The organism is Caulobacter sp. UC70_42 (assembly GCF_044056025.1).
Taxonomy (GTDB): Bacteria; Pseudomonadota; Alphaproteobacteria; order Caulobacterales; family Caulobacteraceae; genus Caulobacter.
Genome location: NZ_CP171994.1, coordinates 4,935,827 through 4,960,578 on the forward strand (window position 1 = coordinate 4,935,827; position 24,752 = coordinate 4,960,578).

At 67.8% G+C, this 24,752-nt stretch carries 16 protein-coding genes and 3 pseudogenes; 6 read left to right on the plus strand and 13 right to left on the minus strand.

The genetic code is table 11. The features are described 5' to 3' along the window. Positions 1 to 1,999: pseudogene (locus ACHMW8_RS24835) on the plus strand (acetyl-CoA carboxylase biotin carboxylase subunit). Beyond that, complete coding sequence (locus ACHMW8_RS24840) at positions 1,999 to 2,436, plus strand: MerR family transcriptional regulator (protein WP_395444095.1); 438 nt, start codon at positions 1,999 to 2,001, stop codon at positions 2,434 to 2,436. Before ACHMW8_RS24835 ends, ACHMW8_RS24840 begins: the two are co-directional and overlap by 1 nt. Positions 2,437 to 2,543: 107 nt before the next feature. Here ACHMW8_RS24840 and ACHMW8_RS24845 read toward each other — a convergent pair whose 3' ends face one another. The 8 genes and pseudogenes from ACHMW8_RS24845 to ACHMW8_RS24880 all read right to left on the minus strand — a co-directional run bounded on the left by ACHMW8_RS24845 (position 2,544) and on the right by ACHMW8_RS24880 (position 12,153). Next, on the minus strand, positions 2,544 to 3,803 hold the full coding sequence (locus ACHMW8_RS24845; RefSeq protein WP_395444096.1) for an acetyl-CoA C-acetyltransferase: 1,260 nt from the start codon (positions 3,801 to 3,803) through the stop codon (positions 2,544 to 2,546). Between the two features lie 90 nt (positions 3,804 to 3,893). Further along, complete coding sequence (locus tag ACHMW8_RS24850) at positions 3,894 to 4,544, minus strand: TetR family transcriptional regulator (RefSeq protein ID WP_395444097.1); 651 nt, start codon at positions 4,542 to 4,544, stop codon at positions 3,894 to 3,896. 78 nt (positions 4,545 to 4,622) lie between these two features. Beyond that, positions 4,623 to 6,194: an alkaline phosphatase D family protein gene (locus tag ACHMW8_RS24855; RefSeq protein ID WP_395444098.1), complete on the minus strand. Its 1,572-nt coding sequence runs from the start codon at positions 6,192 to 6,194 to the stop codon at positions 4,623 to 4,625. Positions 6,195 to 6,202: 8 nt separating this feature from the next. Continuing rightward, on the minus strand, positions 6,203 to 6,883 hold the full coding sequence (locus ACHMW8_RS24860) for an alkaline phosphatase D family protein (RefSeq protein ID WP_395444099.1): 681 nt from the start codon (positions 6,881 to 6,883) through the stop codon (positions 6,203 to 6,205). A 91-nt stretch (positions 6,884 to 6,974) separates the two neighbouring features. Beyond that, positions 6,975 to 7,811, minus strand: a pseudogene (locus tag ACHMW8_RS24865) (alkaline phosphatase D family protein); the annotation flags it as partial. A gap of 91 nt (positions 7,812 to 7,902) precedes the next feature. Further along, entirely contained in the window at positions 7,903 to 10,176 is a 2,274-nt protein-coding gene (locus ACHMW8_RS24870; protein ID WP_395444100.1) for a TonB-dependent receptor, read from the minus strand. A gap of 176 nt (positions 10,177 to 10,352) precedes the next feature. Then, positions 10,353 to 11,624 (minus strand): TetR family transcriptional regulator, encoded by a 1,272-nt coding sequence (locus ACHMW8_RS24875; protein WP_395444101.1) that lies wholly within the window; start codon positions 11,622 to 11,624, stop codon positions 10,353 to 10,355. 142 nt (positions 11,625 to 11,766) lie between these two features. Beyond that, positions 11,767 to 12,153: a PAS domain-containing protein gene (locus ACHMW8_RS24880; protein ID WP_158624746.1), complete on the minus strand. Its 387-nt coding sequence runs from the start codon at positions 12,151 to 12,153 to the stop codon at positions 11,767 to 11,769. Positions 12,154 to 12,404: 251 nt separating this feature from the next. On the opposite strand from ACHMW8_RS24880, the gene ACHMW8_RS24885 reads away from it, so the two are divergent. Together ACHMW8_RS24885 and ACHMW8_RS24890 are read left to right on the plus strand one after the other, a co-directional pair. Next, positions 12,405 to 13,913, plus strand: a complete 1,509-nt coding sequence (locus ACHMW8_RS24885; protein ID WP_395444102.1) for a methyl-accepting chemotaxis protein — start codon at positions 12,405 to 12,407, stop codon at positions 13,911 to 13,913. 24 nt (positions 13,914 to 13,937) lie between these two features. Continuing rightward, positions 13,938 to 14,402 (plus strand): chemotaxis protein CheW, encoded by a 465-nt coding sequence (locus tag ACHMW8_RS24890; RefSeq protein WP_395444103.1) that lies wholly within the window; start codon positions 13,938 to 13,940, stop codon positions 14,400 to 14,402. 86 nt (positions 14,403 to 14,488) lie between these two features. On the opposite strand, the gene ACHMW8_RS24895 is transcribed toward ACHMW8_RS24890, so the two are convergent. Then, positions 14,489 to 14,686, minus strand: a complete 198-nt coding sequence (locus ACHMW8_RS24895; RefSeq protein ID WP_395446049.1) for a hypothetical protein — start codon at positions 14,684 to 14,686, stop codon at positions 14,489 to 14,491. Positions 14,687 to 15,403: 717 nt separating this feature from the next. Here ACHMW8_RS24895 and ACHMW8_RS24900 point away from each other — a divergent pair. Further along, a pseudogene (locus tag ACHMW8_RS24900) lies at positions 15,404 to 16,297 on the plus strand (beta-1,6-N-acetylglucosaminyltransferase); the annotation flags it as partial. Positions 16,298 to 16,382: 85 nt separating this feature from the next. Here ACHMW8_RS24900 and ggt read toward each other — a convergent pair. From ggt to ACHMW8_RS24920, 4 genes are all read right to left on the minus strand, one after another. After that, positions 16,383 to 18,068: a gamma-glutamyltransferase gene (ggt, locus tag ACHMW8_RS24905; protein WP_395444104.1), complete on the minus strand. Its 1,686-nt coding sequence runs from the start codon at positions 18,066 to 18,068 to the stop codon at positions 16,383 to 16,385. 111 nt (positions 18,069 to 18,179) lie between these two features. Next, the gene (locus ACHMW8_RS24910) at positions 18,180 to 21,392 is read right to left on the minus strand and encodes a TonB-dependent receptor (protein WP_395444105.1); all 3,213 of its coding nucleotides are present in this window, start codon (positions 21,390 to 21,392) and stop codon (positions 18,180 to 18,182) included. An 82-nt stretch (positions 21,393 to 21,474) separates the two neighbouring features. Beyond that, positions 21,475 to 22,488: a FecR family protein gene (locus ACHMW8_RS24915; RefSeq protein WP_395444106.1), complete on the minus strand. Its 1,014-nt coding sequence runs from the start codon at positions 22,486 to 22,488 to the stop codon at positions 21,475 to 21,477. Further along, positions 22,485 to 23,024 (minus strand): RNA polymerase sigma factor, encoded by a 540-nt coding sequence (locus ACHMW8_RS24920; protein ID WP_395444107.1) that lies wholly within the window; start codon positions 23,022 to 23,024, stop codon positions 22,485 to 22,487. Before ACHMW8_RS24920 ends, ACHMW8_RS24915 begins: the two co-directional genes overlap by 4 nt. 420 nt (positions 23,025 to 23,444) lie before the next feature. Here ACHMW8_RS24920 and ACHMW8_RS24925 point away from each other — a divergent pair, with 420 nt between their 5' ends. Further along, positions 23,445 to 24,620: a M28 family peptidase gene (locus ACHMW8_RS24925; protein WP_395444108.1), complete on the plus strand. Its 1,176-nt coding sequence runs from the start codon at positions 23,445 to 23,447 to the stop codon at positions 24,618 to 24,620. Positions 24,621 to 24,752: the final 132 nt, after the last annotated feature.

Here is a 24,752-nt window from a genome sequence, read left to right on the forward strand (position 1 = left end):
ATGTTCAGCAAAATCCTGATCGCCAACCGGGGCGAGATCGCGGTTCGGGTGATCAAGACGTGCCGTCGGCTGGGGATCGCTACGGTGGTGGTCTATTCGGACGCCGACGCGGGGTCGCTGGCCGTGGAGATGGCCGACGAGACTGTGCATATCGGCGCCTCGCCGGCCAATCAGAGCTATCTCGTCGCCGACAAGATCATCGCCGCCTGCCAGCAGACGGGCGCGCAGGCCGTGCATCCGGGTTTCGGCTTCCTGTCGGAGAACGCCAGCTTCGCCCAGCGGTGCGCCGACGAGGGGATCGTGTTCATCGGTCCCGATCCCGGCGCCATCCAGGCCATGGGCGACAAGATCGAGAGCAAGAAGTTCGCCCAGGCCGCGGGGGTGTCCTGCGTGCCGGGCCACATCGGCGAGATCGCCGACACGGCCGAGGCCGTGACGATCTCCGAGCAGATCGGCTATCCGGTGATGATCAAGGCCTCGGCCGGGGGCGGCGGCAAGGGCATCCGCGTGGCCTGGAGCCGCCAGGACGTTCGAGGAAGGCTTCCCGGCCGTGCGGGCCGAGGCCAAGGCCAGCTTCGGCGACGACCGCATCTTCATCGAGAAGTTCATCGAGAGCCCGCGCCACATCGAGATCCAGGTGCTGGGCGACAAGCACGGCAACGTCGTCCACCTGTTCGAGCGCGAGTGCTCGATCCAGCGCCGCAACCAGAAGGTCATCGAGGAGGCGCCGTCGCCGCTGCTGGACGAGGCCACCCGCGCGGCCATGGGCGCCCAGGCCGTGGCCCTGGCCAAGGCGGTGAACTATGACTCGGCCGGCACGGTCGAGTTCGTCGCCGGCCAGGACAAGAGCTTCTTCTTCCTGGAGATGAACACCCGCCTGCAGGTCGAGCATCCGGTCACCGAGCTGATCACGGGCCTCGACTTGGTCGAGCAGATGATCCTCAGCGCGGCCGGCCAGAAGATGGCCTTCGAGCAGAAGGACCTCTCGATCAACGGCTGGGCCATCGAGAGCCGCATCTACGCCGAGGACCCCTACCGCAAGTTCCTGCCCAGCATCGGGCGGCTGGTCCGCTACGCCCCGCCGGCGGAAGGCGAGAAGGACGGCTACACCATCCGTAACGACGCGGGCGTGCGCGAGGGCGACGAGATCTCGATGTACTACGACCCGATGATCTCCAAGCTGTGCGCCTGGGCCCCGACCCGCCTGGCGGCGATCGACGGCATGGGCCGGGCGCTGGAGGACTTCCACATCGAGGGCCTCTCCCAGAACATCCCGTTCCTGGCCGCGGTGATGGACCAGGCCCGGTTCCGGTCCGGCAAGATCTCGACCAACTACATCAAGGACGAGTTCGCCGACGGCTTCGCCGGGACCGAGCCGACGTCTGAGCAGATCGACATCCTGACCGCCGTCGGCGCGGCCATGCAGCGGGTCCACGCCGCCCGGGCCCGGTCCGACGCCTCGGGCCTGGCCGGTCCGCCGCGCGCCGAGTGGGTCGTGGCCGTCGGTCCCGCCAAGCGCCGGGTGAAGGTGGCCGGCGAGAACGGCGACGTCACCGTCGACCTGCTCGACGAGGGCCGCGTCCTGACCCTGACCGACATCGACTGGCGTCCGGGCAAGCCGGTGTTCAAGGCGGCCCTGAACGGCAAGGCCTTCACCGTCCAGGTCACGCCGGCCGCCGAGGGCTTCACCATCCGCCACCGCGCCGCCAAGGCCCGGGTGCTGGTCCTGACCCCGCGCAACGCCGAACTGCACGACAGGCTGCCCGAGAAGCAGGCCGCCGACACCTCCAGGCTGGTGCTCTCGCCGATGCCGGGTCTCGTCGTCTCCATGGACGTCGCCGCCGGCCAGCAGGTCCGCGAGGGCGAGGTCGTCTGCGTGCTGGAAGCCATGAAGATGCAGAACATCATCCGCGCCGAACGCGACGGCGTCGTCAAGGCCGTCAACGCCAAGGCCGGCGATCCCGTCGCCGCCGACGAGGTGCTGGTGGAGTTCGTCTGATGAATTACTTGGCTCGTGGCCCCTACGCGCCAAAGCGCCTGATCGAAATCGGCGAGGCCGCTCGCGGGTTGGGCGTCACCGCGCGGACGTTGCGCTACTACCAGGATCAGGGCCTGATCCGATCTCATCGCCTGGCCCGCAATGTTCGGGGTTACGACCTCGCGACCATCGAGCAATTGAAGGCCATCGTCGCGCTGCGCGCCGTCGGGCTGCCGGTCGCCGCCATTCGCGCCATTCTGGTCTTGCGCGATCAGCCCGACGCGCAGGTTCGCGCCTTGCGTTCGGCGCTGACCGAGGCGCTGCGCGAGCAACAGGCACAGATCCAGCGCCTGGCGGCTCTGTCCGAGGGCATGGCTTCCGACGACGCGGCGCTGCCGCCGGCCATCGCCGGACTGCAAGCCCCCTCCCCCGAGGCCGCCACGCCCTCCAAGCCGTGATCCGGTCACGCCGGAGCGATGCGCTCGCGCGGCGACCTCGCGAAGGCCTCGCCCGGAACGACGATCTTCGCCTGCGGCGACGAAGACCGAAGCGTCGGAGCTCCCTGTCAGCCCTGGAGGCGCTCGATGATGATGGCCGGAGCCATGCCGCCGGCGGCGCACATGGTCACCAGGCCGTAGCGGCCGCCGGTGCGCTCCAGCTCGTCCAGCACCGTGCCGATCAGGATAGCGCCCGTCGCGCCGATCGGGTGGCCCAAGGCGATAGCGCCGCCGTTGACGTTGACCTTCGACCGGTCGAGCTTGAGGTCGCGGATGAACTTCTCGGCGACGACGGCGAAGGCTTCGTTGATCTCCCAGAGATCGATGTCCTCGACCTTCAGGCCCGCCTTGGCCAGGACCTTGCGGGCGGCCGGCACGGGGGCGTTCAGCATCAGGGTCGGATCGTCGCCCATGTTGGCCATGGCCACCACGCGGGCCCGCGCCTTCAAGCCGTGCTTTTGCGCATAGGCCGGCGAGGCCAGCAGCACCGCCGCCGCGCCGTCCACGACGCCCGACGAATTGCCGGCGTGGTGCATGGCCTCGATCTTCAGGTCGGGATAGCGGCGATTGATCTGCCCGCGAAAGGTCGAGCCCTTCGCGTCATAGGGATAGTCGGCGATGGCCGTGAAGGCCGGCTTCAGTTGGGCCAGCCCCTCGGCGGTCGTATCGGGGCGCGGATACTCGTCGTGGTCCAACGCGACGCCGCCCTCGGGGTTCAGCACCGGGACGATCGACTTGGAAAAGCGCCCCTCGGCGATGGCGCGGGCGGCGCGCTTCTGACTTTCCAGACCCAGGGCGTCGAGGTCCTGGCGGGTGATGCCTTCCATGCTGGCGATGGCGTCGCCACAGACGCCCTGGTGCGACTGCGGATGCAGCATGTCCAGGTGTTCGTTGCCCGAGCCCATCAGGCCTGGCGGGAAGCCCGCCGCCTGCTCCTGGGCGGCCATGGCGGCGGTCAGGCTCATCATCTCGACGCCCCCGGCGACGATCAGGTCCTCCATGCCGCTCATGATCTGAGCCGCCGCGAGGTTCACGGTGGTGATGCCGCCGCCGCAGAAGCGGTCCAGGGTCATGCCCGAGGCCTTGACGTCATAGCCGGCGTCCAGCGCCGCCATGCGGCCCAGGTCACCGCCCTGTTTTCCCTTTTGCGTGGAGGTCGACCAGATCACGTCGTCGACGTCGGCGGTGTCGAGCTTGTTGCGCTCGGCGATGGCCTTGAGAACCGTGGCCGCCAGATGTTGCGGATGCAGATGGGCCAGAGCCCCCTTCCCGACCTTGCCGATACCGCGCGGCGTGCGCACGGCGTCAATGATCAGCGCCTCGGCCATGGCCGTCTCCTCCCGCGTTCTATTTATTGTTCTAGCGATTAATTGTTCGATTAATTTCCGTCAAGCGATCCGCGTAACGGCCGCGGCAGCCTAGCCCGCAGCCTCCGACCGCCCCAGGACGCCATGGAAAACCAGGTCGACCACGTGCTGGACGTACTGCTGGCGGACCTGATCGGTCAGCTCCGACAGGCCCAACGTGGTGGGCAATGAATAGCCGGCGTAGAAGATGTGTTCGCAGGCCCCGACGACGCTGTAATACAGCATGCCCGGATCAAGCGGCCGGAACGCCCCCTCGGCGACGCCCTGGGCGACGATAGCGCGATAGGCGGCGATCATGGGCTCGACGAAGATCTTGGCCACCCGCTCGCCGGACGCCTTGTCGCCCCGGACGATCATGTAGTTGATCAGTCGGTTGACATAGGGCGATCGGTAGTAGGTGTTGATGATGCCGCCGATATGGATGCGCAGCTTCTGCTCGGCGGAGATGTCCATACGGACCAGGTTGGCCAGATCGGCCATCGATCGCTCGGCCACGCGCTCCAGCAGCGCCAGCAGCAGGCCCTCCTTGCCGCCGAAATAGTACTTGATGAGCGCCGAGTTCAGGCCCGATCTCTGCGCGATCTCGCTCAGGGAGACCTCGATCGTGGATCGCTCGGAAAGCAGCGCCGCCGTGGCGTCGAACAGAGCGGCCCGGGAATCTCGCCGCGCGAGACCCGCATCCTTGGCTTGCGTTCGCGCCATGCTCCCCCCTCGACATCGGGCCTAGCTAATCGATTGACTAGAAACGTCAATAAGGTTGGCTTCGTCGAAGGTTGGGCTTCACCCCTTCACCGCACCAGCCCGACCATCCTCGACGACCCAGGTGTTGAGCGTCGCGACCGTGGCGCGGGGGTCGCGTACGTCCGAGATCGCCCGGTAGCGGGTCGTCATCCGGTCTCGCTCCACGTCGATCGACATGTAGCCGCGCACCCGGCTGTCGAAGAACTTGATCTGCGGGTTGTTGGGCATCGCCGCCATCAGTCCTTCATAGGGCGGCCCCGACGAGGTGATCGAGGTGCCGACGAACTCGGTGGCGATCGTGGCCGAGGCCGGATCGTCCGCGTTCAGCTTGACGTCGTTGGTCCAGAAGGAGTGGTAGTCACCGCTCAGCACCACGGGGTTGCGCGGCTTCAGCGTCGCGATCGCCTGGGCCAGGCGGTCGCGGGCGGCGGGGAAGCCGTCCCAGGTGTCGGTCCAGAACTTGGTGTCGGGTCCGCCGTCGCCGAAGCGCAGACCGGCCATCACCAGGTCCTGCCCCAGCACCGTCCAGCGCGCCTGGGTGTTGGCCAGGCCGTCATACAGCCAGCGCTCCTGGTCGAAGCCCAGGAACGTGCGGGCCGGATCGCGACGGTCGGGACAGGCCGCGTCGGCGACGATCTGACCCTTGCCGCCATTGGGGCCCTCCGAGCAGGGCTGGCGCGAACGGTACTGGCGGCCGTCCAGCATGAAGAACTCGGCCAGCTTGCCGTAGCGAACCCGGCGATGGATCGGCATCTGCAGCCGCGTGTCCAGCCGCGTCCGGCGGATCGGCATGGCCTCGTAGAACGCCTGGTAGCCGGCCGCCCGGCGGCGCAGGAAGGCGTTCGGCGAGACGCCAGGCGTCTTGGACCAGATCCCGGAATAATCGTCCTGGATCTCGTGGTCGTCCCAGATGGCCAAGCAGGGCGCGACCTGGTGCAGGCGCTGCAGGTCGGCGTCCGTGCGGTGCAGGGCGTAACGGTTGCGATAGCCGGCCAGGGTCGTGGCCTCTTCCAGGCCGTAGGGGCGGACGATCTGGTCCTTGCGGTCGGGGCCCATCGAATATTCGTAGATGTAGTCGCCGAGGAACAGGGTCAGGTCCGGGGCCTCGTCGGCCATGTGGCCATAGGCGCTGAAATAGCCGCGCTCCCAGTGCGAGCACGACGCCACGGCCAGGCGCAGGCGGTCGAGGTCGGCGTTCGCGGCCGGAGCGGTGCGGGTGCGGCCGATCGGGCTCTGCTGGCCCAACGCGGTGAACCGGTACCAGTACGGGCGGCCGGGACGCAGGCCGGCGACCTCGACGTGGACGCTGTGGGCGGCGGCGGGCTCGGCCATCGCGTCGCCGGCCATGACCACGCGACGGAAGGCCTCGTCGGCGGCCACTTCCCAACGCACGGGGACAGCGGCGCCCATGCCGCCCAGGCCGTCGGCGGCCAGGGGATCGGTCGCCAGGCGGGTCCACAGCACCATGCCGTCGGGCGCCGGGTCGCCACTGGCCACGCCGAGCGGGAAGACATAGGCGCCGCCGGCCCGGGCCTGGCCGAAGCGCAGCACGGCCGGGGCGACGACCAGGCCGGACAGCAACGCACGGCGGTTCAGGGTAAGCGGAGACATGACGACTCCTAGAGCTGGGTCCAGGCGCCGACGCCCTTGGCCTCGGCGACGGCGCGCACGCGGCGTTGCACCGGCGTGGGCGAGCCGACGACGCGCGGATCGGTGACGCTGACGAAGCTGGCCTCGACCGCCTCGCGCGTGACATGGACGGCGACGAAGCCGATCGCCAGGTGATCGCACCAGACGATGTCGCGGTTGCGCTCGGCCACGCGCTCGCCGAACGGGGCGTCCTTCATGGCCAGGACCACGCCCAAGGAAGGACCGGTCAAGGTGCTGGTCGACAGCTCCACCGCCACCCGCCCTTGTTCGTCGTGCAGTTCGTTGACGAAGGCCATGTGGCTGTCGCCCGACAACACGACCGTGCGCGCCCCGCTGGCGCGGATGGCGTCATAGACCCTCTGCCGCTCCGCCGCGTAGCCCGACCAGGCGTCGAGGTTCAGCAGCGGCAAATCGAGCTTGGTCAGCGCGAAGAAGCCCTTCAGGGCGCCAGAGGCCGGCGCCCAGCGGCTCATGTCCGGATAGGCGTAGTCGGCCATCACCGTGGCGCTGCCCAGCAGCACCCAGGGCCGGCCGGCGGCGACCGAGCCGCGCATCTCGCCGGCGATCCAGTCCACCTGCTGCTGGCCCAGCATCCGGCGTTCCGGGTTGGCGATCTTGCGGCGGAAGCCGTTCGAGGTCGGGCCTCCCATCCGGCAAGCGATCCAGGTCCTTCGGCAAGGCCAGCTGCGCCGCGCGGGCCTTGAGACGGGTCTCGGGCACGATCAGGGTGGCCAGGTCGCCGAACGCCACCGCCCGCTGGATGGCGTAGGGGTCGGCCGGGTCCGGATCGCGGATCGGCATCCACTCGTAATAGGCGCGGACGGCGGCGGCCTTGCGGGCCTCCCAGTCGCCGTCCTTGGCCGGATCGTGGTGCTGGGCGCCGTGCATCCAGTCGTCATTGGCGATCTCGTGGTCGTCCCAGGTGCAGATCCACGGCGCGCGCTGATGGGCGGCCTGGAGATCGGCGTCCGTCCGGGCCTGGGCGAAGCGGCGGCGATAGTCCTCGAGCGTGACGGTGTCGCGCGGCGGATCGGCCGGCCGCAGGGTGTCCAGACCCGGATAGTTGGAGGCGCCGTATTCGTAGATGTAGTCGCCGACGAACAGCACCGCATCCAGCTTTGGTCGCTCGGCGATGGCCCGATAGGCCTGGAAATAGCCCATGGTGTACATGGCGCAGCAGGCGACCACGAGGTCGAGATGGTCCAGCCGCCCGACCGGCAGGGTGCGGGTGCGGCCGACCGGCGAGCGCTGGCCGCCGGCCTCGAACTGGTACCAGTAGTCGGTGGCGGGCTTCAGCCCCTGCGCCACGACCTTGACCGTGAAGTCCCGCTCGGCCAGGGCGATGAAGCGCCCTTCTCCCACGACCTTGCGCATGGCCGGATCCGTGGCGATCCGCCAGCGGCCATCGACTTCGCCCAGGCCCGTGACCCGCGTCCACAGCAGCATCCGGTCCGCGCCCGGTTCGCCGCTGGCCACGCCGTGGCGGAAGGCGATCTCGCCCGCTTCGGCGCCGGAGGCCAAGGCGACAGCGCCGAGGGCCAGACCCGCCCCGACCACCCGCCTGCGATCGACCGTCATGACAAGCTCCTATCCAGAACGCGGAAACCCCGCCGCGGCGCGAAGCGTGCGCCGCGGCGAGGCCGATGGCCGAAGGGGAAGCGGCCGTCGATCAATAGCGCCAGCTGACCCGAACGCCATAGGTGCGCGGCTCGTGCGGCGAAGCCGTCGCCGCCGAGATGAAGGCGTTGCGGGTCTCTTCGAAATAGTCGTTGGCGGCGTTGTTGACCCAGACGCCGACCGCGTACTTGCCGTTGGCCGGACGCGCCGTGAGGCTGGCGTTGAACAGCCAGTAGTCGCCGATCACCGAGTTGGACGACGTGCTGAACATGTCGCTGCGATAGTTGTAGTTGGTCTCGGCCTCGACCTGCCAGGCGCCGACATCCATCACGTAGCTGATGGCGCCCTTGTAGTCGGTGCGCGGGAACGGCAGGCGCTCGCCCGAGCGGTCGCTGTAGACGATGGTGTTGTACTGGCCGGTGACCGGGTCCTTGGCCGCCTCGGTGGCGGTGGCGTTGACGAAGAAGAACTCGTCGTACTGACCGTACTTGTAGCCCAGCGACTGGCTGATCGTCAGGCGCGCGGTCGGCTTCCAGGTGATCTCCAGCTCGCCGCCCTGAATGTGCGACTTGGGCACGTTGATGATCCGGCCGACGCGGCCGGTCTGGGTGTAGAGCACGCCCTGCAGCTGCTGGTCGCGATAGTCGTAATAGAAGGCCGCGAGGTTGACGCGCAGGCGGCGGTCGAAGAACTCCGAGCGCAGGCCCGCCTCGTAGGCGATCAGCTTCTCCGGATCGAACGGATCCAGCTGCGAGGGCAAGCCGCTGTTATAGGTGGTGAAGCCGCCCGACTTCACGCCGCGCGCCACGCTGGCATAGCCCAGCACGTCCTTGGTGAAATGATACTCGCCGCCGACCTTGCCGGACCATTCGCCCATGTGGCGGTCCTTGCTGGTGTTGGCCCGCAGCGAATAGATCGGGGCCAGGATCTCGGTCTTGAAGTCCTTCAGTTCGCGGGTCTCGTCCTCCCAGCGCAGGCCGCCCGACAGGGTGAGGCGGCTGGTCAGGTCGTAGTCGAGGTTGAAGAAGACGCCGGTGGTCTCGACGTCCTGTTTGTAGGTGGTCGAGAACCAGTTCTTCAGCGTCGAGGCTTCCGAGAAGTCCGAATAGAAGCCGCCGTCGACCGACTCCGTGGAGTGGTAGAGGCCCGCCAGCCAGCGGAACGGCTGGTCGCCGGGCGAGGCCAGGCGCACTTCCTGCGACAGGGTGTCGATGTCGTTGAAGAAGAAGGTGCCCGCTTCGTTCGAGGCCGTGGCGTCCCAGTCGTTGAACTCGCGGCGCTTGAAGGTCTCGTAGCCGAGCACGGCCGTCAGGGCGGCCCAGCCGAAGTCATGGCGCAGGCGGATGTTGGCGCCGACGCCCTCGTTGTCGCGGAACGGCTTGGCGTTGGTCGAGGCGCCGATCAGATTGGCGAAATAGGGCGTGATGCCCCAGCCGGTGATGCGTGGGTCGGTGTCGATCGGGTAGAGCTTACCGATCGGGGCGTAGTTGTGCGACTGGAAGGCGCGGGTCACCAGACGCAGGCCCAGACCGTCGGACTTGTCGCGGTTGTAGCGCAGCGAGCCGTCGATCTCGGTGACGTCGCTCGGCTTCCAATCCAGCTTGAGGCGGGCGGCCCAGCGATCCTTGTCGCCAAGCTTTTCATGGGTGTCGCGGTGATACTGCCAGGCGCCGCCTTGATCGGTGGTCATGGCCAGGCGGGCCGACAGGGTCTCGGTCAGCGGACCCGACACGAAGCCGTCGATGTGGGCGGCGTCGAAGCGACCGTACGAGGCGGTCAGGCCCGCGTCGAACGTCCGGGTCGGGGCGTTGGTGATGACGCTGACCGCGCCGCCCGTGGTGTTGCGACCGTAGAGGATGCCCTGCGGACCGCGCAGCACCTCGATCCGGGCCACGTCGAACAGCGCGCCCTGGGTCATCGACCCGTACGGATAGGCCACCTCGTCGACATAGACGCCGACAGTGCCGGTGTTGTTGGCGGCGTAGTCGGTCAGGCCGACGCCGCGGATGCGGAACTGGGGCTGGCCGCCGCCCAGCTGGCTGGTGACCTCCAGGTTCGGGACGCTGTTCTCCAGATCATTCACGGTCTGGATATTGCGGCGGTCCAGTTCGGAGCCGCTGACCACGGTCAGGGCGGCGGCGACCTTCTGCTCGGATTCGGCGCGGCGGCGCGCCGTCACCGTGACCTCGTCCAGACGAGTGGAGCCGGCCTCGTCCGCGGCCGGAGCGGCCGCGTCGGCCGCGTCGGCCGCCATGGCCGGCCCCGCGAAGATCGCGGCGCTTCCCATCAGCAGGGCCACGAATTTCACTTTAGACAGTACACGCATCACGCCCCCTCTTCCCGACGACAAACGGTCCGGAAAAATCAGTTGTTCGACAGTTGGGGGATATAGGAGCGGCCCGTGTCGCTTTGATGAAACCCAGTCAAAGGCGCTCACCCACTCGCGCCTAGGTGGGCGTGCGGTCGATTGAACGACCAGAACAATATCGTTCGTTCGACTCGCTAAACCGTCGTGGGCACAAGGGCCAGCGCGGCCGCGCCAAGCCGCGCCTCCGCCCCCTGGGCCTCGGTCTCGGGGAGCGCCGCGCTCAACAGGGCCGAGCCCTTGATCCAGATCGCGAAGCGCATGGCGCTGAGCCGGGTCATGTCGAACGCTGGCGGCCAGACGGCCTCGCGCCGCGCATAGGTGCCCCCGCCCTCGGGGCCGCGCAGCAGCATGGCCATGTTCTCGAAAGCGGCGTCGCGCCGGGCGATCAGGCAGATCTGCGCGATCAGCCGGGCGTACTTGACGTAAAAGCCAGCGTCGCCCGGGTCTTCCGACGATCCCGGTCGCAAGGTCGGCGCCAGCAGCGCCGCCAGCCCCTGAAGATCGGTCGGCCGCTCGCGGTCGCGCGGGTTGCGGGTGTCCAGATAGTCGGGGATCTCGCGAAACACGCTGTGCCAGATCGCCTCGGCCAGAAACGAACGCATGTCGGCGAAGTGATAGAGGATGGTCGAGGTCGAGACACCGGCCGCCTGGGTCACGGTGCGGTTGGTGACCGCGCCGATGCCGCGCTCCAGAATCTGGTCGGCGGCGATGTCCAGCAACCGCATCTTCACCGATCCCGGCGCGTACCGCTTGCTGGGCGGCTCTGGCAGCACCAGGGCGCCGGTGAACCATCGCGCGACCTTGGCCTCGCCGCCGGACGGCTCGCCGAACGCCATGGCGATCAACCCTTCCAGGCTCTCGCGCAGCAGCAGTTCGTAGTCGAGCCGACGCGCCAGGGCCGCGGCGTAGAGCTCCTCCATCAGCAGATAGGGAAGATAGACCGCGCCCAGCCGCTCCAGCCGCGCGTCACGGGCCAGCAGCCCGTCCAGCTTGCTCCGCCGCATCGCCAGCCAGCGCGCCAGTGGTTCGCGCGCGGCCTGGGCGGCCTCGGGATCGATCAGAACCTCTTCCCAGATCCGGGCGAAGCGCGCCGAGGGTTCGGCCCGCGCCAGGACGTAGCGCGCGGTTATGTCGACCATCGTCCGTTGATCCAGGACCAGTCCGTCGACCTGGGACAGGAAGGCGTCATGGAACGCCAGATCCCCCTCCATCGCCGCTTCGACCATGGCGCCCACCACCCCGGCCTTGGCCTGGAAGAGATTGAAGATGACGGTGGTGCTCTTGCCGATCGCCGCGGCGAGGTCGCGCACAGACAGCGCCGCCAGCCCGTGTCCCGCCACGATGTCCATGGCCGCCGCCACCGCTCGCGCACGCGCGTCGTCGCGATCTGGAGCGGCCAAGGCCATCGGGTCTGATCGTGCTGGCATCGCGCTATGTAAGCCAGATTCCGGCGCGCGCTGCGCGATTCTGCTCACCGTTGCTCGACGGCGTCAGCCGGATCTCATTGCGCAACGGCCGCCCCGCCCCGGAGCACGCCCTTGAGGCGCTCTAGAGATCCCCCATCGTGGAACGTCGTCCCGGTCGCCGCCTGACTTCACGTTCCAGCGCCACCGCGTTGACCAGCACGCCATCCCTGTCGAGGATCGGAAAGACCTCGACCTCGCACCGATAGGCCTCGCCCGACTTGCGATAGTTGATCAAGGCGACCTTGGTCCGCTGCCCTTTTCGCAGCGCGCGCGCCAGCGCACGGCGTGTCGCGAGGCTGGTCCTCTCGCCCTGAAGCAGTCGAGGCGTTTTTCCCAATAGCTCCGAACTCAGATAGCCCGTCATGCGCTCGAAGGCGCCATTGACGTACAGGATGGTCGGCCCCGGATGCGAAAGCTCGCCATCCGTGACAACCACGGCCGTCTCCGAATCGACGGCCAGCGCCGCCACCAAATCCTCTAGGCCCATACTCACGCCACCACGCACTCAACTCACCCACCGCGACTGTGAACTAGATGGGATCGGCTAGATTGCAATTCATCAACCATTAACCGTGACTAATGGTCGCGCTTTACGGTGATTGCTCGGTTTGGGGAGGTTTTGCCCGCGACATACCGCCGTTTGGATTGGCTATTAGGGCCTCGTTAGCGTTTTGCGGCAACGTTCGAGCAACGATGTTCTCAGAGCGAAATCGAACCGCCATGCTGTTTTCGAATACGGCCAAGACCAAGCAAGCCGCCATGGCCGCCGAACTGCGCGAGCTAAAGGCCCAGGTCGCCGCCATGGATCGGTCTCAGGCGGTGATCGAGTTTACGCTCGACGGAACGATCCTTCGGGCCAACGCCGACTTTCTGAACGCCCTGGGATACCGGGCGGAGGAAGTCGTCGGAAAGCACCACAGTATCTTCGTGCCCCCGGCCGAAGCGGCAAGCGCCGAGTATCGCGCCTTCTGGAATGAGCTCAACAGCGGGCAATTCGTCGCGCGCAAGTTCCTGCGGATCGGCAAGGGGGGCGCCGAGTGCTGGATTCAAGCCTCGTACAACCCGGTGCTCGACGAGAACGGCAAGCCCTACAAGGTCATCAAATTCGCCACCGACGTCACCGCGATCGAGAATGAGCGAATGCATTCCGAAGGCGAGCGGCGACGCGCGGCGGAAGAGCAGGAGGAGGTTGTCGCCAATCTCGCCGAGAGCCTCAAGCGCATGGCGCAAGGCGACCTGACAGCTCGGATCAGCGCGCAATTTCTGGGTCGCTACGCGCAGATCAAGGACGACTTCAACGCCGCGATCGACAGCCTTCGCGAAGCTATGAGCGGGATCACGGCGACAACCGGCGGCTTGCGCACCGGGGCCGACGAAATCTCCAGCGCTTCGGACGACCTGTCGCGCCGCACCGAGCAGCAGGCCGCCAGCCTGGAAGAGACAGCGGCGGCCCTGGACGAGATCACGGCCACCGTCAAGCGGAGCGCGGAGGGAGCCAAGCAAGCTTCAGCCGCCGCTTCTGGCGCGCGAACCGACGCCGCCCGCTCGGGCGAGGTCATGCGCGACGCGGTCGCCGCCATGGGCGAGATCGAGCAGAGCTCAGGTCAGATCACCCAGATCATCGGCGTGATCGACGAGATCGCTTTCCAGACCAACCTCCTGGCCTTGAACGCCGGCGTCGAAGCCGCTCGGGCGGGTGAGGCCGGGCGCGGCTTCGCCGTCGTCGCCCAGGAAGTCCGGGCTCTGGCCCAGCGGTCGGCGGAAGCGGCCAAGGAGATCAAGACCCTGATCGCCAGCAGCACGGCTCAAGTCGAGCGCGGCGTGAAGCTCGTCGGCGACACCGGCCAGGCGCTGACCGGAATCGTGACCAAGATCGCCGAGATCGATGTCCTGATCTCCGAAATCGCCACGTCTTCGCAGGAGCAGGCCACCGGCCTCAATGAGGTCAATACCGCGGTCAATCAGATGGATCAGGTCACCCAGCAGAACGCCGCCATGGTCGAGGAAGCCACCGCCGCGGCCGCCAACCTGAAGACCGAGGCCGCCGAGCTGGCCTCGTTGGTCTCGCGCTTCCAGACCGGCGCGCCCGCCGCGCGCATCGAACGCGCCCAGCCAGGCCGTCATGCGCCGGCGGCCAATCCCGTGGGGCGGGCCCAGGCCAAGATCGCCGCCTTCGCGCGTCCCGGCGGCGGCGCCCAGGCGGCGGCGCAGTCGTGGGAAGAATTCTGATCCCGCTTGCAGGGAGACGGCCAGATGGCGAGCGAGAGCGGCCTGCCCAGCGCGGGGCAACTGGAGCTGATCTCCTTTGAGATCGGCGGCCAGGAATTCTGCATCGACATTCGCAGCGTGAGAGAGATTGGGGGCTGGACCCCGGCGACGCAGATGCCGCACACGCCAAGCTACATGCTGGGCGTCATCAATCTTCGCGGCGCGGTGATGCCCGTCATCGATCTGCGCCGCCGCTTGGGTTTAGGCGCGACCGAGGTCTCCTCGCGCCACGTCATCGTCGTTATCCAGCACGGCGCACAGTTGGCTGGCGTCCTCGTCGACGGCGTGCAGGAGACCTTCCAGGTGGACGCCAGCGTGGTGCAAGAGCCTCCGCAGATCGAAACCACGACATCGGAGCTTTTCGTCGACGCCATCATCCCGATTGAGGATCGCTTGCTCAGCCGGCTGGTCGTCAGCGCACTCCTGCCGGCCCAGCGTCTCGCGGCCTAGGACGGCGCTTCAGCCCATCATCCAGAGCGGTCGTGGGAAGACGTCGAGCTCAGCCTCGCGACGCATCGCCCGCGCCTCTTCGTCGGTCATGGACGCGCTCCACCGATCGTGGACGGCGGCGTCACGCGGATGACCGCCCGCAGGAGGGCCGCACGATCGGGGTGCAGGCCCGGCGTGAGCAGCTCCTTCTGCGCGCCCTCCCGGATCTCTCCCTTGTGGCGACCGCCAAGGAAGAAGGCCTCGGCCCGCACGTCCCGCATCGAAACCTGGCGCACGCCAAGCATCGCCAACACGGCGCTCCACGGGTTCATTGAAAGACCGCGCGCGTGAGCGGGCGGACCGGAGTATTCGAGGGGGTGGACATGGCGTCCTTTCGGGCCGACGAGCTCCGCATGGCGCGGGGTAATCCGTGGCTTTGACAAGATAGCGCGACGCTGGGCCAATAGCTCCCCAAGACGCAATCTTTTCCCCGTCTCGCGGCCGTCCGTGCTAAAGGTCTTGCCGAGGCGCGCAGTCCCGCCATTCGGACCTGCCCCTTGCGGATGGTCCCAAGGCCCCGAAGCCGGGGCGCCCTGACACGCTTCTCCAGTCATCAAGATCACGTCGACCGCCGTGGATCGGGCTTGACCCGGTTTCCGCGCGCACGGCCGCCTCCCCACAGCCCCTCAAAGGAAAACGCTCTTGTCCAAAGGCAATCGTGAAGTTCGCAAGCCCAAGACCGCCAAGCCCAAGGTGATCGCCGCCGCTCCGGCGACTCTCTCCCTGACCCTGGCCCCGCGTAAGAAATAGCGGCCAGCTTGCGGGACGACCGAGCGCCGCGGATCGGCGCGCTCGACGAAAGGCCACGCCGTGAAGACCTACCCCGGGACTCGTCCCTCTGACCCCGAGGGCTTGGAGAATTTTCGCTCGACCCGCGACCAGCCCTCGCGCGCCCTCCCCTTCGATCGTGACGCCCCGCGAGGCGCCAGGTCTTGATCCAAGCCCCTCGCCGCGCGCCGCCGACAATCGCCTACCTGATCCTGGTCCATCGCTATCCCGAACAGTTCAAGCGGCTGTTCAAGGCGATCCACGATCCGGCCAACCACTACCTCGTTCATGTCGACAAGAACGCCGGCCCGGAGCTGGAGAACGACCTGCGCGCGTTCCTCGCCGCCTATCCAAACGCCGCCGTTCTGGAGAGCAGGCGCGCCCTGTGGGGCGGCTACAGCCTGGTCGACGCCGAGCTTCGGGGCATGGCCCGACTACTCGAGATGGACGCCCGGTGGGACTACTTCATCAATCTGAGCGGCCAGGATTTTCCGCTGGCGACGCAGGCGCGCATCCGGGCTTTTCTCGACGCCAACCGGGGCCGGGAGTTCATCCGCGTGCTCGACCAGGCCACGATCCGGCCCGAAACCATGGGCCGCGTTCTCCGGCACGTGGTCGAACAGGGCGGCCGCATCATCGACAGCCTGGTCACGCGGCTCTTCCTGAACGACGCCACGCCCTATATCGGCAACCAGTGGAAGATCGTCAGCCGGGCGTTCTGCGCGTTCGTCTGCCACGATCCGTCGGTCGAGCGCTACAAGGCCTTCTATCGCAACACCTTCATCGCGGATGAGGGCTTCTTCCAGACCTTGATGATGAACACCGCCATGCATGGCGAGATCGTCAATGACGACCTGCGGATGATCGACTGGGTCCCCGACGGAGATATCAAGCTGCGCCCCCGCACATTCACCACGGCCGACGCGGACAGGCTGACGTCGAGCTCGGACCTCTTCGCGCGCAAGTTCGACGCCGAGGTCGATGGCGAGATCCTCGACATCCTTGAAGCCCATTTGCGGACCCAGCGCGCCGTCAGCGAACCCTCGCCGACGGTCGGCGCCGATCCGCTTGCGATGTTGGTGGCCTGACCGCCCAAGCCATCAAGGGTGTTCACTCGGAGTCGCGATATTCCAGCTTCGCGGGTGCGGGAACGCGTGTGGCTCGGCGACGTCCTCAGGGCTCCAGGCCCAGGGCCGCGGCGTCGGGGCGGCGCGTGTCGACGCCGCCATGGAGCAAGCCATCGCCAACCAGGATCGATTGCGCGCTGCCCATGGTCAGCCCCTCTGTGACCCGATGGCCTCGGGCTTCGAGTAGACGGGCGATGTCTCTCGGAAACCCGGGCTCCAGTTCAAGGCCGCCCTTGTCGTCCTGGTAGAGGCGCGGCCGTTCGGTCGCCTCGGCGATGTTCAGGTCATGATCGATGACGTTGACCAGCACCTGAGCGACCGTCGGCATGATCCGGGTTCCGCCCGGACTGCCCGACAGCAGCCAGGGCTTTCCGTCCTTGAAGGCGATGACCGGACTGATCGTGGAGATGACGCGCTTTCCCGGCGCGGGCGCGTTGGCGGGCTCGGCCGCGGCCTGGGCCGCGTCCCAGGCGAAGTTCGCCACGGCGTCGTTGAGGAAGAAGCCGGTGCCTGGGGCCATCACGTGCGCCCCGAAGTCCGAGCCCAGGGTAAAGGTGTTGCTGACGGCGTTGCCGTAGCGGTCGACGACTGAATAGTGGGTGGTGTCGCGGCTGGCGAAGCCGACCGGATCGCCGGGCTTGAGACTGACCGAAGGCAGGCTCGCGTCCATCCTGATCGCCGCGGCGCGGTCCTTGGCGTAGGCCTTGGACAAAAGCCCCTGGGTCGGCACGACATAGTCCGGATATCCCCCCATGTAGCGGGCGCGGTCGGCGAACATCAGCTTGCTGGTCTCGGCCAGGACGTGGAGGCTGTCGGAGGAGTTCTGACCCAGGTCCTTCATCGGGAAGGTCTCGATCAGATTCAGCAGCTCGCCGAGCAGAACGCCCGCGGACGGCGGCGGCATCAGGGCGATCTTGACGCCGCGATAGGTGGTCCAGAGCGGCTCCTGGACCTTGATCTGGTAGTCCGCCAGGTCCTGGGCCGTCAGGACCCCGCCATTGGCCGCCGAGGCGGACACGATGCGGCGCCCGACCTCGCCGTGGTAGAAGGCGTCCGCGCCCTTATCACGCAGTTGCGCCAGCGACCAGGCCAGGTCCTTCTGCACCAGGCGCTCGCCGCGCGCGTAGGGCTGGCCCTGGCGATAGACGGTGCTCGCGGCCACCGGGTCGCGAACCAGTTCCGGCGCCTTGACCCTGAACGCATAGGCCATGTCGTCGGAGACGAAGACGCCCCGACGGGCCAGGTCCACGGCGGGCTGGACCACCGCCCGCCAGGACAGCTTGCCGTACTTGCGCTGGGCGAAATAGAAGCCGGCGGGGGTGCCAGGCACGGCGACGCCGCGATAGGAATAGCGCTTGGCCGGATCGAGCTTGCCGTTGGCGCCGGTCAGCAGGGTCGGCGTGATCCCCCGCGGGGCCGCGCCGTAATATTCGATCGCCAGGGTCTGCTTGGTCTCGGCCAGATAGACGAGCATGAAGCCGCCACCGCCGATATTGCCCGCGCGCGGCAGCGTGACCGCCAGGGCCAGACCCGTGGCGACCGCGGCGTCCACGGCGTTGCCGCCCTTGGCCAGGATGGCGCGACCGACATCGGAAGCGATGGCGTTCTGGCTGACCACCATCCCCTCGGCGGCGACGACGGGATGGTGGATCGCATCATACTCGATGATGTAGCTGGCGGCGTTGGCCGCCGGAGCGGCGGCGGTCCCATGGGCCAGAGCGGCGGAGCTCACCCCCCATCGCGATCAAGCCCAACAGGGCCGGCTTGATCGCGCGCATCAGACGTTTGAACACAAGAGCCTCATGACCGAATGGAGGTGAACCCGCGACGTCGCCGCGCCGGATCAGAAGGACTTGGTCATTTCCAGGTACCAGAACCGCCCCCGGGCGCTGTACAGGCTGGTAAAGTAGCCGAACAGCTGGTTGGCCAGCGGCGGGTCCTTGTCGGCGATGTTGTTGACGCCCACGCGGATCGAGCCGCCCGACAGCGCCCCATCGTCGAAGCTCTTGCGCACGGCGGTGTTGAACGTCGTCCAGGACGAAACCGGGAAGTTCAACGCCGAGGTGTCATAGATGCCGTCGATATAGGTTCCGCTGCCGGTGACCTGCCAACCGTCCTTGGCCCAGACCAGGCTCGCCGTCGCCCGAGACCGCGGGTTGCCGTTGAGGCCGATCTGCGAACCGCCCGACGTGGTCGAGAGGCCGGCGGCCAGCAGCGCCGCGGCGCTTTCCGACGGCGACTGGTAGAAGCGGCCGAAGATCGAGACGTCCGCGTTGAGACGGAAGTCGCCGTAGCGATCGGTGGGGATGCGATAGGCCACGCCGATGTCGGTGGCCTCGACCTCGCGCGAATTCAGATTCTCGAAGATCGCCCGAACGCTCGTGACCTTGCCGGAAGCGTCACGGGTGACGAGCGGATTGCCCTCCCCGCCCCCAAGGCGGCGGATGGCGTCGAGATAGATCTGGTCCTGGGTCGAGAACACGCCCACCAGGCCCGTCTGCTTGATCCGCCACCAGTCGAGCGTCACGGTCAGGTTCCGCACCGGCGTGAGCACCACGCCGGCGCTGGTGGATTTGCTGTTCTCGGCCTTCAGCCGGTCATTGCCCGAGCGGGTCTCGCTGACGTCGTAGCGATAGGCCGCGCAGTTGCTGCGATTGATGGCCGCCACCGTCTTCGCGCCCTGGGCCAGACCGCAGGCATAGAGGTCCAGCTGGTTCTGCTGCACGCGGTTGGCGGCCGCGGCGTTGATCTGCTCGAGATTGGGCGCGCGGAACGCCTCGGAGTAGGACGCGCGGAACTTCAGCCAGTCGGTTACGCCCCAGCTGGCCGCGACCTTGGGCTTGAGCACCTCGTCCTTGGTGTCGGAATAGCGCTCGTAGCGGGCCGCCAGCTGGACGTCGAAGCTCTGGACCAGCGGCACGCCGTCCGACGGACGGATGATCGCGCTCTGCAGCTCGGCATAGGCCGAATAGACGTTGCGCTTGCCGTGGGTGTCGAGGGTCTGGCTGTTGCCCATGACGTCACTGGTGCGCGCGCCCGTCGCCGTCACATAGCTGATCGTGCCGTTGATGCGGGGATCGCGGTAGTCGTCGTAGGTCTCGCGGCGCGCTTCAACGCCCGAGGCCAGACCGATGTCGCGGCCGGCGATGGTGAGCACCGACGGGTTCGACAGGCCCGCGCTCCACATCGCCAGCGAGGTGCGGCTGTCGCGCGTGACGTCGATGCGCAGGCGATCGAGCACGGCGGCCGAATTCAAGGTGGAGTCGCCCACCCGCAGATTGGCCGGATCGCCGCCATTGAACGGATTGTAGGCCGTCGCGGGATCGCTGCTGCTCAGCGCCGCCTGCAGGGCGGTGTTGCTGACCCGGTTGTGCTCGGTGTCGACGGTCTTGGCGCGCGAATAGACCGCCGAGGTGTCCCAGCGCCAGTCGCCGATCCGGCCGCGCAAGCCGGCGACGGCGCGGATCTGCGTGTTGTCGACGTCGAAGTTGCGCATGCCGACGTCGAGGACGTCGTAGCCGACGATGGTCACGTCCTGGGCCGGACCGGTGTAGCTGGCCAGACGCCCCGGCCCGCTGCCGAAGGGGTTGTAAGGGTTGTTGCGCGACACGACCAGGGGCGCATCGGTCAGGGTGGTTGACCCGCCGCGACCGGCCCAGGCGCTGGCCTTGTAGTAGAGCAGATCGCCAAAGGCCGACACGCCGCCCGCGAAGTCGTGGTCCACCGTCGCCATCACGCTGCCGCGCGTCGTGCGCGGAACCATGGTGCGCAGCGGCCCTTCGTCGGAGCGCAGGCTCGACGGCAGGGTTGAGGAGCCGCCGTTGACGCAGACGTTCGGCGTGGCGGTCTGGGCGCGCGATCCGGTGAAAGAGCACGGCTGCATGAAGAAGGTCGTGAAGCTGGCGCCCAGCCCCGTCACCGGCGTCGACACCCGGCCCGTGAGCCACGGCGACTGCGAAACGGTGCGGTTGAACAGCGAGGCGTAGGTCGACGACACCCGGCCGCTCAGGTCGTCGGTCGCGGCGTAGTCGCGATCAGACCCCGGCATGTCGGTGTTGTGGTAGATTTCGCCGAACAGGGCCACGTGCGTGGCGCCGCCATTGAAGGCCGCGCCCCATTTCATGTTGACGTCGTTTTCCCGCAGGCTGCCGCTCTCGACGCCGCCGAGACGCGCGGAGACCTCCGCGCCCGTGAAGCGCCGGTCGATGACGAAGTTCAGGACGCCCGCGGTGGCGTCCGAGCCATAGAGGGCGCTGGCGCCGTCGCGCAGGACCTCGACGCGACGAAGCGCCGAGGTGGGAATGGCGTTCAGATTGACGATCTGGACCGGAACCGTGCCGCCTTCCTGCTGAGAGGTCGGGTGTGGCGTCATCCGGCGTCCGTCGAGCAGCACCAGGGTGTTGCCCGAGCCCAAACCGCGCAGGTTGGCCGAGGAGACGTCGCCGCGGGCGTTGTTTGGCCCCTGGACCCCGCTGTTGAAGGCCTGGGCGCCGCCCTGCGGCAGGGTGGCGATCAGTTCCCCGGCGCTGACCACGCCCTGGGCGCGCAGCTGGTCGGCGTCGAGGACCGACACGGGCAGATTGCCGGTCACCTTGGCCCCGGCGATGCGGCTGCCGATCACTACCACCTCATTGACGAGGGCGGGCTCCTCGGCCGGCGGCGCGAGCGTGGGGCTGGGGGCGACGGGCGGGCCCTGGACGGCGATCGGCTGGCGAAGCGCCGCGGCGGTCAAGGTCGCGCCGGCCTTCTGGACGACAAAGGTCCGCGGACCGGTGATCTGGTAGGAAAGGCCAGAGCCGGCCAGTAGGCGGCGAAGGCCGTCGTCCGGCTTCAGGGCGCCCTGAAGCCCGTTCGTTCGCCGACCGCTCACGAGGTCAGGGTTGAAGATGACCTCGCGACCACTCTGGATGGCGAACTGACGCAAGGACGCATCGAGGCTGGCCGGGGCGATGTTGAACTCCAGCGTCCCAGGCGCTTGGGCCCAGGCCGGACCGGCGCAGAGCGCCGCGGCCGCGGAACCGACCATGGCCCAGGTCTTCAGAGTGAATGCGTGCATGACAGCCCCCGACGGCGAAAATGAGGGGCCCCTCGCCCCCACGCCGTAGACGCCCGTTGGCTCGAACACCTCACCGCGTCTGTCACATTTTTTTCGTGGAAGCGTCCTCGCCCGCGACGATCACCTGCTCGCCGCCCTCCATGGATCGCACCTGGACGCCATAGAGGCTGGTCAGGGCGCTCAGGAAGCCACTGGCGCCGTCGGTGAAGAAGACCCCGCTGACCTTCAGTCCGTTCAGCGAGGGATCGCCGATGCGGATCGGGTTGGGGCTGTAGCGGTTCATCTCCGCCACGGCTTCGGCCAGCGGCGCGCCGGAGAATTGCACCCGCCCATAGCGCCAGTCCCCCAGCGTCGCGACATCCAGGCGGCGGACCTGCACCTCGCCGTTGGGATGGGCCACCAGCAGCTCGCCTGCGCCGATTTCGGTCGGCGTCTTTCTGGCGGAGGCGACGGCCACCCTGCCCTCGCTGACCGCGACACGGACCGCGCGGTCGACCAGACGGACATCGAACGACGTGCCGATGTCGGTGATCGTCCGGCCGGCGACCTCGACCTTGAAGGGCCGCTTGTCACTGGCGACGTCGAACCAGGCCTCGCCCTTGAGGAGGCGCACGGTGCGTCGCCGCCCCGTGATCCGCACGTCGATGGCGCTGTCGCCGTTGAGATCAACCCTGGAGCCGTCGGCCAGTCTCAAGGTCGAGCGCGCGCCGTGAGCGTTTTCGTGCCGCTCCATCCTTCCCCAGCCCGGCAGCCAGGTCGTCGCCGCGACCGCTACGCCCAGCATCAGCGCGCCGACCAGGCACGCGGCGATGGCGAAGCGCGGAACAGAGCGCTCCGGCGGCATCGACAGCGCCCGCTCGCGCACGGCCAGCAGCTCCGGATCGGCCGCCAGCGAGGCGGCTAGTCCCAGGACCTCCTGGGCGCGATCAAAGGCCACGCGATGGGTCTGACTCTGACCAAGCCAGGCCTCGAGCGCGGCCTGACGCGCGGGAGACCAGCGTGGCGAATGCCTCAGGCTCAGCCACCAGGCCGCGGCCTGCGCCGCGTCTTCCGGCGGCTTGGCCGAGACCATGCGCGGCGCGGTAAAGATGCTCATCGGAACGCCTGCCGGGTGAGGTGCGCGATCGCCTTCATCATGTGCTTCTCGACCGCGCTCACGGAGATGCCCTGCCGTCGGGCGATCTCTGAATAGCTGAGCTCTTCGTAGCGTTGCAGCGCGAAGATGGCCTGGGTGCGCAGAGGAAGCTCCTGGATGGCGACGAGCACGCGTCTAAGGTCCTCGCGACCGACCGCCACCACTTCCGGCGACAGCGTATCGACGGGATGATGATGATCGGCGAGCGTGGCGTGACGGCTGCGCTGCCGGGACATGTCCTTTCGGCCGGAGTCGCGCCAGACGTTGGCGGCGGTCATGAACAGGTAGTTTTCCTCGGCCCGGACATCCTCGAGCCCGCCCCGGGCGATGAGCCGAACGAAGACCTCCTGCACCAAATCCTCGATATCGTCGGGGCGGCGCGTGCGGCTGCCGAAGAACCGGCGGAGCGGGATGCGATACCGTCGGTTCAGCGCTTCGATGCGCGCCGAACGGTCCCGGGCGGCAGCCTCACGCCGATCTGCCTCGCCGTCTCCCAAGATCTGTCCCGCCTTCTCCAAACGCCCGGCCTCACCGTCATGGGCGAGCGCTTCGCGCCGCCCCAGGTCGTAGACGCACGCGTATCGGCTTACCTCACCGGCTGAACAAGATTTTTCGAGGCGGGCCCCGGCGCGGGCGGCTTGGCCGCCGATCGATCCGACTTCCGGCCCCTCGGCGAGCCTGCCCCCCGCCGAGGGGCGAGGGACCGCGGCGGAGGCCGCCCTCCCAACTCTGCCCTAACCATAGCCAGGCCTGACCGCCGTTCTCCCAATGGGTCGATTCAGAGAGAATTCGAGGAGCGAGGCGTATAGGTCAGGTGACCCTGACGCCTGGCCGGTGTTGCCTTGAACGGTCAGACCGGTTCAGTGGAAAATGAAAGGAATACCGTGCGATTGTCGTCAATGGTCCTGGCAGCTTTGTTGTTGCCCACAGCCGCCTCCGCCCAGGCCGCGCCCGATCCGGCCCGGCTCAAGGCCGACGTCGCCAAGATGGTGAGTTTCGGGACACGGCACACGCTGTCCGCCCCCGATCATCCGACGCGCGGGATCGGCGCGGCGCGGCGCTGGTATGCGGATGAGATGAAGCGGATCGGCGCCCGCTGCGGCGGCTGCCTCCAGGTCTCAACCATCGAGCGCGTGTTCACCAACGACCGTGCGCCCAACGGCGTGAACGTGGTGGACGTCCTGGCCGTCCAACCCGGCCGCGATCCGAACCGGGTGGTGATCGTGCAGGGTCACATCGACAGCCGCGTGACGGATGTCATGAACTTCACCAGCGACGCGCCCGGTGCGAACGACGACGCGTCGGGCGTGGCGCTGGTGCTGGAGGCCGCGCGGCTGTTGTCAGGTAAGCAGTTCGACGCCACGATCATCTATGCGGCGCTGTCGGGCGAGGAACAGGGACTGCTGGGCGGGACCCTGCTGGCCGATACGGCGAAGGAACGCGGCTGGAAGGTCACCGCCGTGCTGAACAACGACATCGTCGGCAACACGATCGGCCAGAACGGCGCGCGCGTGGATGATCGCGTGCGGGTGTTCTCCGAGGGGATCCGGGCCAGCGAGGATGTTTCCGCGCAGCTGGTGCGCCGGGGCAACGGCGGCGAGGACGACGGTCCCAGCCGCGCGCTCGCCAAGGCGATCGACCATGTCGGGGAGAGCATCAAGGGCGGCCTGGACGTGTTCGTGGACCGGCGGCCCGACCGCTTTGGCCGTGGCGGCGACCACGAGCCCTTCCTCAAGCTGGGCTATCCCGCCGTTCGCTTCTCGGTGGGCGTGGAGAACTACAATCAGCAGCACCAGGACCTGCGGACCGCGAACGGAGTTCAATACGGCGACACCGTCGACAAGATGGACTTCCCGTACCTGGCCAAGGTGACGGCGATCAACGTGGCGACCATCGCGCGACTGGCCGCCGCGCCTGCGGCGCCCGAACAGGTGTTGCTGCGAGGCGCCTTGGGCAGCGACACGACCGTGTCCTGGACCGCCGTTCCCGGCGCGGCGGGCTACAGGTGCACTGGCGCCGCAACGACAAGCAGGACTGGACCGAGCATCGGGACCTGCCGGCCGACGCGACCGAGACCGTGCTCAAGGGCGTGAACGTCGACGACACCTTCTTCGGCGTGTCGTCTCTGTCGTCCGACGGCGTCGACAGCATCGTCACCTTCGGCGGCCGCGCCCCGCGTCGCTGATAGGTCCCTCCAGACAAAACCGAACCCGCGCAGGCCAGCC